Origin of the sequence: Psychrobacter sp. T6-5, from assembly GCF_052258485.2 — a bacterium.
Lineage (GTDB): Bacteria > Pseudomonadota > Gammaproteobacteria > Pseudomonadales > Moraxellaceae > Psychrobacter.
Map to the genome: position 1 here is coordinate 150804 of NZ_JBQQEY020000001.1, position 16629 is coordinate 167432.

14 protein-coding genes are annotated in these 16629 nt (G+C 44.9%); 9 read left to right on the plus strand and 5 right to left on the minus strand.

What is annotated here, in order from left to right; genetic code table 11:
* Window positions 1-69: 69 nt before the first annotated feature.
* A complete protein-coding gene (locus tag ACTXGK_RS15275; RefSeq protein ID WP_443514770.1) occupies window positions 70-2100 on the minus strand; it encodes an ABC-F family ATP-binding cassette domain-containing protein in 2031 nt (676 codons plus the stop codon).
* Between the two features lie 564 nt (window positions 2101-2664).
* Between ACTXGK_RS15275 and erpA the strand changes: the two genes are divergently transcribed.
* The 8 genes from erpA to ACTXGK_RS15315 all read left to right on the plus strand — a co-directional run bounded on the left by erpA (window position 2665) and on the right by ACTXGK_RS15315 (window position 10998).
* Window positions 2665-3045, plus strand: coding sequence for an iron-sulfur cluster insertion protein ErpA (gene erpA, locus ACTXGK_RS15280; protein WP_058024722.1), 381 nt, complete (start codon window positions 2665-2667; stop codon window positions 3043-3045).
* 314 nt (window positions 3046-3359) lie between these two features.
* A complete protein-coding gene (gene gshA / locus ACTXGK_RS15285) occupies window positions 3360-4934 on the plus strand; it encodes a glutamate--cysteine ligase (RefSeq protein ID WP_443514771.1) in 1575 nt (524 codons plus the stop codon).
* Between the two features lie 52 nt (window positions 4935-4986).
* Window positions 4987-5517, plus strand: a complete 531-nt coding sequence (locus ACTXGK_RS15290; protein ID WP_443514772.1) for a disulfide bond formation protein B — start codon at window positions 4987-4989, stop codon at window positions 5515-5517.
* A gap of 435 nt (window positions 5518-5952) precedes the next feature.
* Window positions 5953-6597, plus strand: coding sequence for a copper resistance protein NlpE N-terminal domain-containing protein (locus tag ACTXGK_RS15295; protein ID WP_443514773.1), 645 nt, complete (start codon window positions 5953-5955; stop codon window positions 6595-6597).
* A gap of 240 nt (window positions 6598-6837) precedes the next feature.
* Window positions 6838-8340: a UDP-N-acetylmuramate:L-alanyl-gamma-D-glutamyl-meso-diaminopimelate ligase gene (gene mpl / locus ACTXGK_RS15300; protein ID WP_443514774.1), complete on the plus strand. Its 1503-nt coding sequence runs from the start codon at window positions 6838-6840 to the stop codon at window positions 8338-8340.
* A 361-nt stretch (window positions 8341-8701) separates the two neighbouring features.
* Window positions 8702-8956 (plus strand): GlsB/YeaQ/YmgE family stress response membrane protein, encoded by a 255-nt coding sequence (locus ACTXGK_RS15305; protein WP_058024727.1) that lies wholly within the window; start codon window positions 8702-8704, stop codon window positions 8954-8956.
* A 197-nt stretch (window positions 8957-9153) separates the two neighbouring features.
* Entirely contained in the window at window positions 9154-9708 is a 555-nt protein-coding gene (def, locus tag ACTXGK_RS15310) for a peptide deformylase (RefSeq protein ID WP_371531757.1), read from the plus strand.
* A 114-nt stretch (window positions 9709-9822) separates the two neighbouring features.
* Window positions 9823-10998, plus strand: a complete 1176-nt coding sequence (locus tag ACTXGK_RS15315) for a type III PLP-dependent enzyme (RefSeq protein WP_238036501.1) — start codon at window positions 9823-9825, stop codon at window positions 10996-10998.
* Window positions 10999-11083: 85 nt separating this feature from the next.
* Here the strand turns inward: ACTXGK_RS15315 and ACTXGK_RS15320 are convergent, their stop codons facing one another.
* From ACTXGK_RS15320 to dnaJ, 3 genes are all read right to left on the minus strand, one after another.
* A complete protein-coding gene (locus ACTXGK_RS15320) occupies window positions 11084-11989 on the minus strand; it encodes a secretin GspD/PilQ domain-containing protein (RefSeq protein WP_443514775.1) in 906 nt (301 codons plus the stop codon).
* Window positions 11990-12029: 40 nt separating this feature from the next.
* Complete coding sequence (gene dapB / locus ACTXGK_RS15325) at window positions 12030-12860, minus strand: 4-hydroxy-tetrahydrodipicolinate reductase (RefSeq protein ID WP_394209679.1); 831 nt, start codon at window positions 12858-12860, stop codon at window positions 12030-12032.
* 185 nt (window positions 12861-13045) lie between these two features.
* Window positions 13046-14182 carry a molecular chaperone DnaJ gene (gene dnaJ / locus ACTXGK_RS15330; protein WP_201599441.1) on the minus strand — a complete coding sequence of 379 codons (1137 nt, stop codon included), beginning with the start codon at window positions 14180-14182 and terminating at the stop codon, window positions 13046-13048.
* A gap of 415 nt (window positions 14183-14597) precedes the next feature.
* Between dnaJ and ACTXGK_RS15335 the strand changes: the two genes are divergently transcribed.
* Entirely contained in the window at window positions 14598-15248 is a 651-nt protein-coding gene (locus tag ACTXGK_RS15335; RefSeq protein ID WP_443514776.1) for a DUF2939 domain-containing protein, read from the plus strand.
* Between the two features lie 141 nt (window positions 15249-15389).
* Here the strand turns inward: ACTXGK_RS15335 and ACTXGK_RS15340 are convergent, their stop codons facing one another.
* On the minus strand, window positions 15390-16454 hold the full coding sequence (locus ACTXGK_RS15340; protein ID WP_443514777.1) for a disulfide isomerase DsbC N-terminal domain-containing protein: 1065 nt from the start codon (window positions 16452-16454) through the stop codon (window positions 15390-15392).
* Window positions 16455-16629: the final 175 nt, after the last annotated feature.

Below are 16629 nucleotides of genomic sequence, written 5' to 3' on the forward strand. Positions count from 1 at the left end.
CCTCCCTTTTTTATGTTTGATTACTTACGAGAAAAATCGCTTAACAGCCAAATCTCATATGACTTGCTACTAAAATTCAGCTTCCATTTCTTCTAACGTCGTCATCGATAGCAATAACTTTTCTTCCTTATCGCTATGCTCCTGCTGTAGCGCGGTTTGCTCATTGAGCAAGACAAGCAAATCAGACTTACGACTTTCTTCATACAAACCCGTATCTGCCAGCTTTTCTTCTAGCGTTGCAAGCTGTTCATCAATCTTGGCCAATGCTTTTTCAGTCTCTTCAATCTCACGGCGGATGGGTGCGGTGCGTTTACGTTGTTCTGCTGCCAGTTTACGTTGTTCTTCTTTACTAAGCGCAGGCGTCGTAGCGTTACTCTTTGATGAATTATCAGGCGCTTTATTGCTTACCTGATTACTTACCTGACCGTTATCTGTTTCACGTGAAACGAATTTTTTACTCTCTTTTTTACTTTTCTTCTTACTCGTACTTTTGTCTGATGAGTTCTCTTGCTTACGCTTTTCTGCCAACCATTTGCCGTAGTCGCTGATATCACCGTCGAACTCGTCAATTCTGCCATCATGTACCAGATACAGCTCATCACAGACGTTAGCAATCAACTCGCGATCATGCGAGACCAGTACCACGGCACCTTTAAAACCTTGCAAAGCAATGGTCAATGCTTGGCGCATTTGTAAGTCTAAATGGTTGGTTGGCTCATCGAGTACAAGGACATTTGGACGCTGCCAAACGATCAATGCTAGCGTCAGACGCGCACGCTCGCCACCAGAGAATAGCTCACTTGGCGTATCGATACGATCACCGCGGAAGTCAAAGCTGCCCAAAAATGAACGTAACAGTGCATCAGATGTTTTACCTGCCAGACGGCGCAGCATCTCTATCGGCGTGGCTTTGGCATCCAAAATATCCATTTGATGCTGATTAAAATAGCCCAGTTTTAAGGTATCAGAGACACGGTACGTCCCTGTCAACACACCGAGCTCACCGACCAACGCTTTGATGAGTGTTGATTTACCTGCACCATTCATACCAAGCAGACCGATACGCGTATCCGGCGTCACTTGCACGTTGGCATTGCGTAGCAGTGGCGTCTCGCTATAGCCAATATCTGCATGAGTCAGCTCAATCAATGGTGAGCTCATGTTTGCTGGCTCATAAAACTGAAACGAGAACGGATTGTCCGCCATCATCGGTGATAGCTCTGCCATACGCTCTAGCTGTTTGATACGGCTCTGTGCTTGCTTGGCTTTACTGGCTTTGGCGCGGAAACGACGAATGAAATCATCCAAATGCGCCTTGGTCGCTTCTTGCTTCTCAAAGGCTTGCTGCTGCTGCGCCATACGCTCGTGACGCGTGCGAATAAACTGCTGATAGTTACCCGTATAAAGGGTGATTTTTTGCTGCTCGACATGCAAGATATGACCGACCGTGGCATCCAAAAATGCTTGGTCATGTGAGATTACGATGACCAGACCCATATAGGCATTGATCCAAGTCTCCAGCCACAAAATAGCATCCAAGTCCAAATGGTTGGTCGGCTCATCGAGTAGCATCAGATCAGCACGGCTCATCAAGGTTTTGGCAAGATTCAAACGCATGCGCCAACCACCAGAGAACCCTTCTACAGGCAGCTCATGCTGGCTAGTATTAAAGCCAAGACCTGCCATGATTTGCGCCGCTTTGGTCGGTGTGCGATAGCCATCAATCTCATCGAACTGCTGATGCAAGACGCCAATTTGCTCATCACTGACGCTACTTAAGTCATTGAGCGCCGCATTGATCTCATACCATTGCTCATCACCGCTCAACACATAGTCGACCGCAGACTGCGTCGTCGCACCCACTTCCTGCGCCATATGTGCGACATGCCAGCTATCTGGGATACTGACCTCACCTCTATCGAGCGTGACTTCGGTATCGCCCTTGCCCATTTGCGTCAACAATAAGGCAAACAAAGTCGATTTGCCGGTGCCGTTGTTGCCTGTTAAGCCAACTTTGTGACCCGGATGTAGCTGAAAGCTTGCACCTGCAAACAATTCCCGACCATCACGGCGAACACCAACGTCTTTAAATTCGATCATATAATTTCTTCATCTCAGCAATAATATAAATATAGGGCAATAAGAAACACACATAGGGTATGCCAACTGGCGGCTATTATTTCAAACGCTTGCCACATAGGCAAACAATTAAATAACTATTTCAAAACGAAGTGTTTTAAAATTAAGTATTTATGCCAATGACCCTAGATTATATAATCCTTGTCAGCCTATCGATACGAACGACTATCATAAGACTTTTGGCAGCCATATACTCTCGCACAAATAACGAGTACAGCCTCGATAGCTATAAAATTTTTGATTCATTAGTTCTGGTAAGGACGATGACTCTTGACAAGCGAATGAATACCCCCATTATGATATACTGCTAAAGATAAGTGCTCACCATCAATAAAGTGTTGTGATAGCACAAACACCGTATTGATATTGCACAAACAGCTTATAATGCACCAATAGCTTTAATAGCTTTGCCATAACGACAGCACCCAATTAAATCAAACGCCGTGCGTATCTTTATTTGTAATCATTTTATTGCAAACCCAAACAGGACGACGACCGCATTTGATCCTAGCAACTGAGGTAGATATGAACGAATCAGCCAACCAATTTAATCCAAGCTCAAATCAGCCAGTAGATCCTACGGTATTAAGCCTAACCGACAGTGCGGCACAAAAAGTACGCCGCCTGCGCGAAGAAGAAGGTGATAGCGAGCTTATGCTACGCGTCTATGTGACGGGCGGCGGCTGTTCAGGTTTCTCTTACGGATTTAATTTTGCCAACGATTTAAATGAAGACGATGCCAATTTTGATAATGGTGATGTGACTTTGGTTGTTGACTCACTAAGCTATCAATATTTGCAAGGGTCGACCGTTGACTACACTGAAGGGTTAGAAGGCGCACGTTTTGTCGTGACCAACCCGAATGCCACCACCACTTGCGGCTGTGGCTCGTCGTTTTCTATTTAAACTGACGACAACGCCATGACTGTATGGATGATGCCATGGTGCGTTGGCACTGTGTTTGATGGCTTGGAGCATGACCGTCAAAGCATCTATCTCTTGGGTAGATGCTTTTTTTGGCTAACGAATTTGACTCAAAATATTAAGCCAAATCTAGACTATTCGGCTCGCCTAAAGCTTATCGTATTTGTAATTGTTCGTGGTTTTAACCACGGCTTTGAGCTAAACTGACGGGATTATTGACCGAACATTTACCTCTTTTATGGACAAACGCCCATCGTGTTTTGATCCGCCATAATGAATAACAATAGATGACTATTATGAGTAATTTTGCGAGTAGCTTTGTTAATTTTGACATTCCCAATTGGTTTGATAGCCAGCATTTAACGGGTATGCTCCGCGGTATCGAAAAAGAAGGCCTGCGCGTGAGGCCTGATGGTTTTTTGGCACAGACGCCGCATCCAGCCAAACTTGGATCAAAATTGACCCATCCTTTCATCACTACCGATTATTCAGAAAGCCTACTTGAACTTATCACCGAACCAAAAGCTTCGCCAAAAGAGACACTTAATATGCTGCGTCAATTGCATGTATTGGTGTATCAAGGTATGCCGGAAGGCGAGCTGATGTGGCCATTATCCATGCCCTGTATGCTGTCTTCTAAAGATGAAGACATTCCACTGGCTGATTATGGTAGCTCGAACACAGGCAAGCTAAAAACCCTGTATCGCAGTGGTCTGGGTATCCGCTATGGTCGCCGCATGCAGACCATCGCAGGGTTACATTACAATCTATCTTTTGGTGACACGCTCTTTGAAACGTGGCAAGCGCAAACCTCAACGGCACAAGAGCAGACATTAACAGAGTTCAAAAATGAGAAATACCTAGGGCTTATTCGCAACTTTAAGCGACTGACCAGCCTTGTGTTGTATTTATTGGGTGCAAGTCCAAGCGTGTGTCCTTGTTTTGTTGCTGGGCGTGAGCATGACTTAGAGCTATTGAACGACTCAACCTACTATAAACCGACTGCCACCAGTCTGCGTATGGGCAAGCTTGGCTATACCAATAGCGTGCAAGAGCAGCTGGATATTCGTTATAACTATTTGCCAGAGTATGTCGCTGGACTACGCCGCGCGATCCAAACACCGCATGAGAGCTTTGCCAAGCTTGGTCTGGAAGATGAAGATGGCAACCCGATTCAGATTAATAATCATATCCTTCAGATAGAAAATGAATACTATAGCCCTATCCGTCCTAAACAAATCGCGATGAGTGGTGAGACACCGACCGAAGCGCTTGAGCGTCGCGGTATTGCTTATGTTGAGTTTCGTGCTATTGATCTCGATCCTTATAGCGATGTTGGTATTCGTCTCTCTAGTGCTTGCTTCTTAGAAGTGATGGCGCTCTACTGTCTATTCAGCGATTCACCTGATTTGCTGCCTGAAGAAGAAGAGGCACTCGCTATTAACCTAGAGCGTGTGGTCAACGAAGGCCGCCGTGAAGGTTTACACATCATCAATAACGGTCAAGAGCAATCGCTTGAAGACTGGATGCTGATGCATTTGGAGCGTATGCAGCCACTTGCCGCATTGCTAGACGCTCACTACGGTGGTAACGACTACCGTGCAGCAGTCGCGCTAATGCAAGGCAAAGCAGGGCACTCTGAGTCGACGATCTCCGCCCAAGTAAACTCTGATAGCAAACGCTTAGGTAGTCTATGGCAGCTTGGCTTTACATTGGCGCAGCAGCATCGCGAGTCATTATTGCAGCAGACCCTCAGTCCAAACACCCAAGCGAAATACGAAGTATTGGCAGAAAAATCTATCCTGCAGCAGGCTGAGATTGAGAAGTCTGAGACAGAAGACTTTATGGACTTTTTACAGCAGTATCGCTAGACCCGATTGCCTCCTAACCTCTGTATAGATGAAACCATAAGAGTAACGCACCATGCGACAGCTGACCACTTACCGTAACTTGCAAATATTTTTAGTATTGATGGCCGTAGTAGGCATGAGTTTTGCGCTGTTTTATTTACAGCGTCATCTAGGGCTTTCGCCTTGCCCGCTCTGTATTTTTCAGCGTATTGGTCTAATAGTTATGGGGGGTTTTGCGCTGATATCAGCATTATTTAATCCAAAATCCAAAGTGGTGAAGTTGCTATTATGGCTTGGTAGTCTGGCAGGTATTGGCTGGTCTACCGCTGTGGCTATACGCCATGTTTGGCTACAACACCTACCTGCTGATCAAGTACCATCATGTGGCCCAGGTTTGGATTATTGGCTCGATACCTTGCCTATGTTGCAAGTGTTCAAAGAGGTATTTGCAGGTTCTGGTGAGTGTGCTTCTATCGATTGGACGTTTATTGGGCTTAGTATCCCTGAGCTGTCGTTGATCCTATTCAGCGTACTTCTTGTGGCGCACGGGGTGATATTGTTGCGTATCGTGCGACCTATTACCAATCAGTCTATCGCTCGATAGTTCATTAAAATCACTTTATATTTTACCGTTATCACTTCTTTCTAAATAGACATTCATACTCTGCTATGCAATGTCTATTTTATTATCTGCGACTGTTAAACCTCTCTTATTACCTATGTTAGACAAACCGATAGAGCCTACTTTGCTATACCGAGCATATTGAACACAACAAAAAGTCCACAGATATATCTGTAACCCTTTGATACCTTTAGACAGCCTATTTTTTAGTGGGTAGTTATGAGAGCTCCGTCGCTTTTGAGCGATAAATTGTCTATATTTCAAAGATCAGATACGCTCTCAAATTCCAATATTTATATTATCGCAAATTTTATACGACCCATTGTCTCGCGTTTTTGGTAACGATATTTGCTTAATGTTACCGATAGCATGGGTGATTTTTAGACACACTATTTAAAAAACTGTTTTGGTATGACCATGATATATCTTGCACCTATTTGCTCTACCACATCTACTGTCATTAGACGCTGGGGACCGTCCTTATTAGCGGTACCACTCTGTGTGCTATTGATAGGCTGTGATAGTGCCTCCTCTAATTCTGATCAAGACATGAGGACTAAAGCTTCATTTGTCGATGCGTCAGCAGAGTCTGATCCGCAGAGCACATCAGAAGAGATAGAAAGCAACAGTATGTCTGAATCAAATCCTGATGACAGTTTGAATGAATCTACAGAAGGGCAATCACTTATTGCTGCTGCTCAATCTAGTAATGAGGGGCATATGCACCCTTCTACTATACACTCGGAATCGAACAGTAGTGCGCTGCAAGCCACGCTAATGGGTGATTATGGTGGTATGGTGCCTTGTGACGACTGCGATAGTATCGATGTCACTTTGAACCTATTTTCTGATGGTTCTGTATTAAAATCTAGCACCTATCACGATGCTGAACAGCAGCGCGCACCGTTACTTGAGTCTGGCGTCTATCGTCAAGACAAAGACAAAATCACCATTGTATATGAAGACAAACATATTGAGTCTTATTATATTCAAGACAATCATCTGATCTTGATAGATGAGCAAAAAAACCTAAATAATGACTATACGTTGTCACGTAAATAGACAGCAAGTACTTGGTATGCTGCCAAATAAGACAGTATTTATCAGCTAGATAACGCCTACTTGTTAGGCGTTTTTTGTTGGTCATCGAACAGCGTTTACTTTACAATGATCGCTTGTCTGCCAGACTACTGCCATGGCAACGCCTGATTAAAACGTTAGTCACGATTGATAACAGCTCAGCACCCAAAACTTTATTTTTACTCTCTCTATTTCACTTATTCAAGCTCGTACGGAACGTCTATGCATATTCATATTCTTGGTATTTGTGGTACTTTTATGGGCTCGCTGGCATTATTGGCGCGCGAACTTGGGCATACCGTTACTGGCTCAGATACCAACGTATATCCTCCTATGTCTACCCAACTTGAAAATGCGGGCGTCACTATCGAAGAAGGCTATCTCGTAAAGCATTTGCAACCAGCGCCAGACTTGGTCGTCGTTGGCAATGCGATGAAGCGCGGCATGGATGTGATTGAGTATATGCTAGATACAGGTCTGCTCTACACGTCAGGTCCGCAGTTTTTGTCAGAGCAAGTATTGCAATCGCGCCACGTGATAGCGGTTGCGGGTACTCATGGTAAGACAACAACGACAACCATGCTTGCTTGGATACTGCATTACGCTGGTATCGATACAGGGTTTCTAATTGGCGGTGTACCACTAGTTAATACCACTGATGAGCACTTACAGCAAGTATTTGCACACAGCAGCTATCTAGGGGCAGAAAAAACTGACGATGATCCGACAGCGCCTTCTGGTTATTTTGTCATTGAAGCTGATGAGTACGATTCTGCATTTTTTGATAAACGCTCAAAATTCGTTCATTATCGTCCGCGTACTGCTATCTTGAACAATCTAGAATTTGATCACGCCGATATTTTTGCTGACTTGAATGCCATCCAAACGCAGTTTCATCACATGGTACGCATGATTCCAAGCACGGGCAAAATCATCATGCCTGCAGCAACTATCAGCTTAGAAGATACGTTAGCAAAAGGCGTTTGGACCCCTATCTGGCGTACTGCTATCATTGATACTACCGCATCTAATACCAGTAAAAACGACAGTACGCTTAAAGACAGTACGCTTAAAGACAATAGCGACTGGCAAGCGGAACTCATTCGCGAAGATGGCAGTCAGTTTAAAGTCAGTTTTGCTGCTGACCAAGAAGCAGCCGTCATCGATTGGGGCATGAGTGGTATTCATAACGTCAACAATGCTTTGGTTGCCGTCGCGGCCGCTTATGATGTCGGTGTCAGCATCTCTACCGCTTGCGCAGCATTATCGGCTTTTGCTGGTATCAAACGCCGGATGGAGTTGATCGGTGATGTAAACGATGTCTTAGTCTTTGATGACTTTGCCCATCACCCCACTGCGATTACCACAACATTAGACGGTGCCAAAAAGAAACTGGCTGGCAGACGTATTTGGGCGATTATTGAGCCGCGCAGTAATACGATGAAAATGGGCATTCACCAAGACAGCTTGGCTGAGTCAGCTGCCCTCGCTGACCATACATTGTGGTATGAGCCGGCGGGACTAGAATGGGGCTTGAGAGAAGTCATCGAACAAGCCACGGCTGCAAATAACTCCATCGGTAACCAGCAAGTAATGTCTAGCGTCGATACTATTATCGAGCATATCGGTAGTCATGCTCAAGCAGGTGATGCGATAGTCGTGATGTCCAACGGTGGTTTTGAGGGGATTCATCAGCGCCTATTAACGGCATTGCATGATAAATAAACGATTGATTGAACCCTAAACTCTATACTTAGTATCTAAAAAATTAATATCCAATAAATCAGTATCAAATAAAAGCGTGGCTGTCTCATAGACGGGCTACGCTTTTTTATGCGCTTTTCTTTACTCTTCAACCAATTCTCTTATCACGGCTTGCCTGCTAATACACAACTCGTTAGCACCACGGCTACCTTTGTAACCTTCCGTTTACCTATTGCACCTACGTAATAGCAAATCTGACTTTTTCCTCACATAGGCCCTACACAGGTAACATTTTTTGCTTACTCTTGCGTTTGGGGAATCTTTACAATGGAGTTATTAAATTAGCAACATATTATAAATATTAATAATTTAGGAGAATAACATGAGCTTTATTTGGATGATTATCGTAGGTTTGGTTGCAGGTTTATTGGCACGTGCTATCAAGCCAGGTAGCGACCCTATGGGCTGGATCATGACGATCGTATTGGGTATCGTCGGTGCCATGTTAGGTGGCTTCCTAGCGAGCTTAATTGGTATCAACGCAGATGGCGGTTTCACTGGTCTTATCTTCTCAGTTATCGGCGCGATCATTTTGCTGTTCTTGTATGAAATGATTGTAAACAAACGCCGTGCATAATGGCTAATCAGATAGAGTATCTACAAAAAAGCCTTGCGTTAAGTGAGGCTTTTTTTTGTCCAGATATCTATCAAAATATTTAATTTGTGAATGCATGAGACGTGATGTAGACGGGAAAGTATTGATAAGCATTACTTTTGTCCCCATTTATCTTATAATATCAACCCTATTTTGTCCCTATCATTGAGGTGAGCGTTATGGCACTACTCCCTATCTTAAGTTACCCAGATCCCCGCTTGCGCACGATTGCCAAGCCAGTCAAGGAAGTGACTGCTGAAATCAAAACCTTAATCTCAGACATGATTGAGACAATGTATGATGCTCAAGGTATTGGCCTTGCCGCAAGCCAAGTCGATCGTCACATTCAGTTAATCGTGATGGACTTGTCCGAAGACAAAAACGCGCCAAGAGTGTTTATTAACCCAAAAGTCACGCCATTGGTAGAAGAAAAACAACCGTACGAAGAAGGCTGTCTTTCGGTCCCAGATGTCTACGACAAAGTCGAGCGCCCTAATAAAGTACGTATCGAAGCACTAGACGAGAACGGCGACGTCATTGACGAAGTGGTAGAAGGCTTGCTTGCCGTCTGTATCCAACATGAAATGGATCATCTCAATGGTGTGATATTCGTCGACTACCTGTCTCGTTTGAAACAAACACGTGCCCGTGATAAAGTTCGCAAAGTCCTCAAGATACGCGAAAAACAAGGCGCATCATCGGCTGAACAGCAGCCACAACCGATCAATTCTTAATCTCTTTCTCCTTTACATAATGATGCCTATAGTGGATGTTACTCTCTGATATCCACTATATGGTGCCAATTTTTTAGCAGATACTGTTCTCACCAAAGGTTTACTACTATGACAATGATCAAAATTGACCAATATTTTGAACCTGCCAGCTGGCAGAAATTTACCAAGGCTGCTGAAGGTCGCGAGACCCCGTTTTTAGTGGTGGACCTAAGTCGTATCGAGACCAAGTATCATGAGATGGTCAGCCTGTTTCCGAATGCCAAACTGCATTATGCGATGAAGGCAAGTCCTGCGGTTGAGGTCATCAATCTGCTGGCAAAACTTGGCTCTAATTTTGACTGTGCCTCTATCTATGAGCTGGATCGTGTGCTTGATTGCGGCGTTGAGCCATCGCGCATTTCTTATGGTAACACCATCAAAAAAGCCGACCATGTTAAGTATGCCTTCGAAAAAGGTATCGATCTGTATGCGACCGACTCAGAAGCAGACCTAAAAAACATTGCCAAACATGCACCTGGCTCTAAAGTATTTGTACGCATATTGGTACAAGGGTCAGAGACAGCAGAATGGCCATTGTCACGTAAGTTTGGCTGTCACCCTAATATGGCTATCGACCTTCTCATTCAGGCGCGTGAGCTTGGCTTGGTACCTTATGGTATTTCGTTCCACGTTGGCAGTCAGCAAAAAGACGTTGCGGCATGGGATGATGCGTTAGCCAAAGTTAAGTATATGTTTGACTGGATGAAGAACGAAGAAGGCATCAAGCTACAAATGATCAATCTAGGTGGCGGCTTCCCAACCAACTACATCAGCGAAGTCAATCCTATTAAGGTCTATGCAGAAGAAATTACCAGCTATTTGACTGATGATTATAATGATGACGAGATGCCTGAGATTATTCTAGAGCCAGGTCGTTCACTGGTCGGTGGTTCAGGTGTCTTGGTGAGTGATGTGGTACTGATCTCTCGTAAATCAGACACAGATTTGGCGCGCTGGGTCTATACAGATGTCGGTTTATTCCAAGGCTTAATCGAGACGCTAGGCGAAGCAATCAAGTATCCTGTCTACACCCCGAAGATGGAAACTTCTACTAGTGAAGGGACAGTCGTACTGGCAGGTCCAACCTGTGACTCAACCGATATCATGTATGAAGAAGCAGGTTATCAGTTGCCAGAGGAGCTTGAGATTGGTGACAAAATCTATTGGCTCACTACGGGCGCTTATACTAACTCGTATTCATCGGTAGAGTTCAATGGTTTTCCGCCGCTTGAAGTGGTTTATATTGACTAGTCTTTAAACCTATTATTTATAGAAAAGCGCGGTGCTATTAATAACAGCACCGCGCTTTTTTGTGTTTGGCTATTTTGCGTATTCGCTATTGAACCAACAAAGCAATCGGTACACTATTAATGCTATTGGTTATTCGACTGCCGCTACTGGTTGAGCGTTGTGAAATCTCACCAATCGTTACCCACTGTCCACGTGGCACAATGATTGTACTGTTCAAGCTCTGGCCTTGGATGCTATTACTGCTCGTACCGTACCTATTGTAGGATGAGTTGGATCGCGCCAGTCGCTCTTCAACTTGTGACAACCTCACTTCGACCTGTCCATCAGGCAGCAGTCTGGGTGTGACAGCAATTCCTTGCGTCGTTGGCAGTAGTACTTGCTGCTGAATGATAATCTGCGCACTTGGCTGACTGTCAATGGGATAATGATAATTTGGTTGAATAGTGGCACGATAGTTTTGCGTCAATGAATAGAGCGTGCCGGTACTGATACTAGCGGCACTACCAGACAGCGTTTGTACTTGATACAAGCTACTACCTTGTTGCTGGCGGTTATATTGATTGATTACGCCTGCACCTTGGATACCGCAATTGGTAATGATGACTTGACCCTGCCGAATATTATCCTGAATACTACTGCTATTGCCAACACGCACAGCGACCGTGATCGCTTGTGGCTGACGGTCAATCTGCGTGAGTAACTGCTGTATCATTTGATAATTGCGAGGTGTTGTTATTAGTACCAATTTATCTTGGTATACGCTGACGGTGCCGCCATCAGCGCTATTCTCGAGTTGTTGCCGTACTGTTGGCAGGAGCGCGACACCGCCATAAGTGTCAATCACATAGGTTTGGTCACTACTGGCTTGTACTGCTATCGGCAAAATTGTCAGGCTCAGGGCAAACGCTGGCAGGCATATATTTTTAGCAGCACTGACCGCAAATACAGTGCTCGTTAACTGATGCTTTATATGACGCTTCACATTATTCACATGCACTCCCTCATTTTTCTTGAGCCTTTTTCAATGCTACCTAATCATTCAGACCCAGCACATCTTGCATATTATATTGCCCAACGGCTTGCTCGGTCACCCAAGTCGCGGCACGTACAGCACCTGCGGCAAAGGTCATGCGCTCTCGTGCGCGGTGAGTAATCTCGACCACCTCACCATCAGCGATAAACATCACAGTATGATCGCCTACGATCTCTCCACCGCGTACGGCATGAATGCCAATCGTACCTGATTCGCGTTCGCCCGTTTGTCCTTCGCGTCCGTAGATAGCGACGTCTTTTAGGTTCTGTCCGCGTGCCTCTGCGACGGCTTCTGCCATCATATATGCGGTACCAGACGGTGCATCGATTTTGTGTTTGTGATGCGCTTCGATGATCTCCACGTCAGCATCATTGCCAAATGCTTTGGCGGCCATGCCAAGTAGTTTCAATGACAGGTTAACGCCTGTTGAATAGTTACCTGCATAGACGATAGCGATTTTTTCACTGGCTTTTGCCAATACCTGCTCTTGCGCCTCATTAAATCCTGTCGTGCCAATGACCATCGCAACATTATGCTCGGCACAAACTTGCATGTTTTTTTCAGTCGCATCAGGCAAACTAAAATCAATCAGCACATCGATGTCATTGATCACAGCCTCTAGCTCGTCAACGATTTGTACCTCTAAACGTCCGATAGCTGCCACCTCGCCTGCATCCGCGCCGACGAGACTAGATCCTTGACGCTCAATCGCTGCATTAAGTGTGGTCTTCGCATTGTTTTGTACGGCTTCGATAAGCATACGACCCATACGACCACCTGCACCGATCACACCAACTTTGATGGTTTGTTCTGTTGTTTGTTGACTCATATCTCTACCTTACATACTTTACATTTGGTGGGGTTATTTTTGGATATCATTTATCGTCAGTTTAACAAATATCGTTAACTGAGTGGTTTTTTATCAGCACAAGAAAAAGCCCAAAGGTTTCACATGAAACCTTTGGGCTTACTTTCAATATAGCTATCTAACAACAGTCTGTCTTAGTCAAATAATCAGTCAAACAAATCGCCAATCTTTTTAAAGAATGATTTTTTATGTGGCGACTGCTGATGCTTACTGTCATCATCCAACGTATCTTGGAATTGACGTAATAGATCTTTTTGCTCACGAGTTAGGTTGACAGGGGTTTCGATAACGACGCGGCAGATCAAATCGCCTTTCATCGTGGTGCGTACTGGCGTCACGCCCTTACCGCGTACACGTAGCAATTTACCACTTTGCGTACCTTCTGCCACTTTGATTTTTACTTTGCCATCTAAGGTTGGGATCTCAACTTCTTTACCGAGTGCTGCATCAGTGATGCTGACTGGTACATCCATATATAGATCGGCGCCTTGACGAGTAAAGACGTTGTGCGGTTTGACGCGTACTTCGACATACAAGTCGCCATTCTGTACGCCTGCGCCGCCAGCCTCGCCTTCGCCTGCCAGACGGACACGATCACCATCATCAACGCCCGCTGGGATAGATACTTCTAGCGTACGTGATTTGTCTTTGACGCCATTACCATGACAGTCAGGGCAAGGGTTTTTGATTTGTTTACCAGAGCCGCCACACTGCGGGCAAGCTTGCTGCACGGCAAAGAAACCTTGCTGCATACGCACTTGGCCTTGACCATGACACATCTGACAGGTCACGACATCAGAGGCATCTTTGGCACCTTTACCATCACAAGTGTCGCATGGGGCTGGCGCGGTAAAGCTGATTTCTTTTTTGCAGCCACGTACTGCTTCTTCTAATGTCAGCTCAATCACATAACGCAGGTCAGAGCCACGACGCGAGCGTCCACCACCGCCGCCACGTGATTGACCAAAGATGTCACCAAAGTTACCGAAAATATCGCCAAAAATGTCTTGGAAGTTGCCGCCGCCTGCACCGCCAAAGCCGCCGCCACCCATGCCATTTTCAAAGGCTGCATGACCCATGCGGTCATACGCTGAACGCTTTTCTTCATCGCTCAGTACTTCGTAAGCCATTGAGGCTTCTTTGAATTTGTCTTCAGAATCAGGGTCATCAGAGTTGCGATCTGGATGATATTTCATGGCAAGCTTGCGGTAGGCTCGCTTAATCTCCTTGCTGTCAGCGGTCTTACTGACACCTAATACTTCATAAAAATCGCGTTTACTCATGGTTTCTCCTATCGTCTTCGCAGCACCACCAGCTCGTCAGTTCATTAGCTTTGGTCAGCTTTGACCATTAACGGTCTTCATCTCATACACAATCACACAGCAACGTTTCATGTGAAACATGGCAAACCACAATGTCACAGGATGATAATATGTGCATGTAACGGACAAATACGGTGGGGGCTACTTAGCCAAATCAATTATAAAAAGTTTGCGCTATTTATGGAGATGGTCTGCTGATTTATCAAGCGCTTAAGTCATGAAATTCGTAGTTAAGGCAGTTAGGTTGCGATATACACGATTTATTAAGATTACTACAAAGCTTTTCATACCTGAATAATGACGAGTCGTGCTAGTATTTATCGCCATATCTACGGTCATTTATACCCATGACGTTTGCGACAAGGTACCAAGTCTTATGAAAAAGCTGATTGTTTTATTAATCGTGATTGCCGTAGCAATCTATGCAGGCTCCCCTTACTACAGTGCTTATCAGCTCAAAAATGCTTATGATGCCAAAGACGGTGCCGCTATCGCAGCGACCATTGATTACGAGCAAGTGCGTCCAAGCATCCAAACTCAGCTAACTGATCAATTTACCACGACCATGACTAAGTATCCATTAATCGCTGAGCTCGGTGGTGAGCCATTGACTGAGGCTGCCAATGGCTTTATCACGCAAGCGGTTGATGGTGCTATCACCCCGCAAAATATCGAAAAAGTCATTAACACTCAGGGTCAAGCGAATACAGCAACCAAAGAGCTTGCGGCCGCATGGGCAATCGCTAGCGATCAAGTTGACTTGAGAAACCTGATTCAAAGCTTAATCATTCAACGTGGCGACGTCGATGCTGTGGTCAAGAGTCAAATCCAGCAAGTCATGAAAAAACAAGCGGCAGAACTTGAACAGCAGGCGGCACAAGGCAACGATAGCGACAAGCCAACATTGAGCTACTGCGGTATCAATTGTTTCAATATCAGTGGTCAAGTCAAAGGCTATCCACTCACTATCGAGATGCAGCGCCAAGGACTTATTCAATGGAAGATCGTCGATATTGTCTTGCCATAAACAAGTTGAGACCGCTTTTGATATTTGAAATATTGATAAGTTAAACGATAAAAACCGCTTTATGAATCAGCTCATAAAGCGGTTTTTTATTACTCTATTCAAGATAATGATAAATAAAGATCTTGAGCGATACTAATATAATTATTCGATACCTAAAAATTCTAAAAACTCAGGACTTTCAAAACTTGCTTGATATAGCACACCGTCCTCACGGTAAATGGCAGGCGTCGCTATCACTGCCAGTCCAGCAGCTTTTTCGCGATTGGGCGTCACGTGATCGACGTTGCAACTTGCTGGTGCAGGTGTCATCTCACCTTGTAGCATCGCCTTATCGAATGCCTGACGACGACTGCTTTCGCTACCTTGGCACCAAATACCACGCATTTGCTCAGGTGACTGCTCGTATATCGGATAGCCGATGACGTTGACCGTCACGCCTTTTGCATTGAGCACGGGTATTTGCTGATGAAATCGACGGCAATACGGGCAGTTGACGTCATCAGCCACATAGATCACCGCCCTCTCAGGACTAGTCGCTGGATAAGTAATCAATTGGCTTTCATCCAATGTCGCAAACACCGATTGGTTTTTACGTTTTTCAAAATTCTCATCGAGTCCGATAAACTGACCATTTTCGATCACTGATATCTCACCATCGGTGATGTACTGCGCATCGTCTGATAGCAAAAAAGGCACTCCTTCGAGCGTTGCGCCCCAAATCATGCCGGGTACGGCCGTATAAAAGAACGGCGTTTTTGCATTCATGTTTTTGAGCGCACGCATATTGGCAAGCATCGCCGATTTGACTGCTGCACTGACAGGCTTGCCTACCTGCGCACTCGTGCTGCGTACTGGTGTTTTGGTCACTACCCGCTTGCTTGGGTTCTTTTGTAACTCACCTTGGATAACATAGCGACCATCTTCAGTGATGTGTAGTGGCGGCTGCCCAGCCAAATTCACTTGATACATATTGGGTAATTTGGACGGCGCAATGGAGGTAATCTGCGTTTTGATACCTGCTTGGGTCAGCACTTGGCGCAACCGCTTATCGACCGTTGCACTTACCGCTTTGCTCATCTGCGCGCTTTGATTGTTTTGGTTCAATTGGGTGCTCGTCGTATCCGCTGAGCTTGGCTGCGCACAAGCAGTAGTGGCTAATAAGATGACGCTGCTTAAGCTCGCAAATTTAAATACAGATAATGTCACAGAAACAGTCCCAGTTGGTTTTTAATAAATGCAATGCTTCACGAAGCCAGCTCTTATTAATCACAATTATATTATGTAAAAGAATATATTAAAATATTAGACAGACTTTAGCACAAAGGAATTTTTTGCAAAGTTATAAAAGCGCAGTTTTGCAAAATTGCTACTGAGCTTTAAG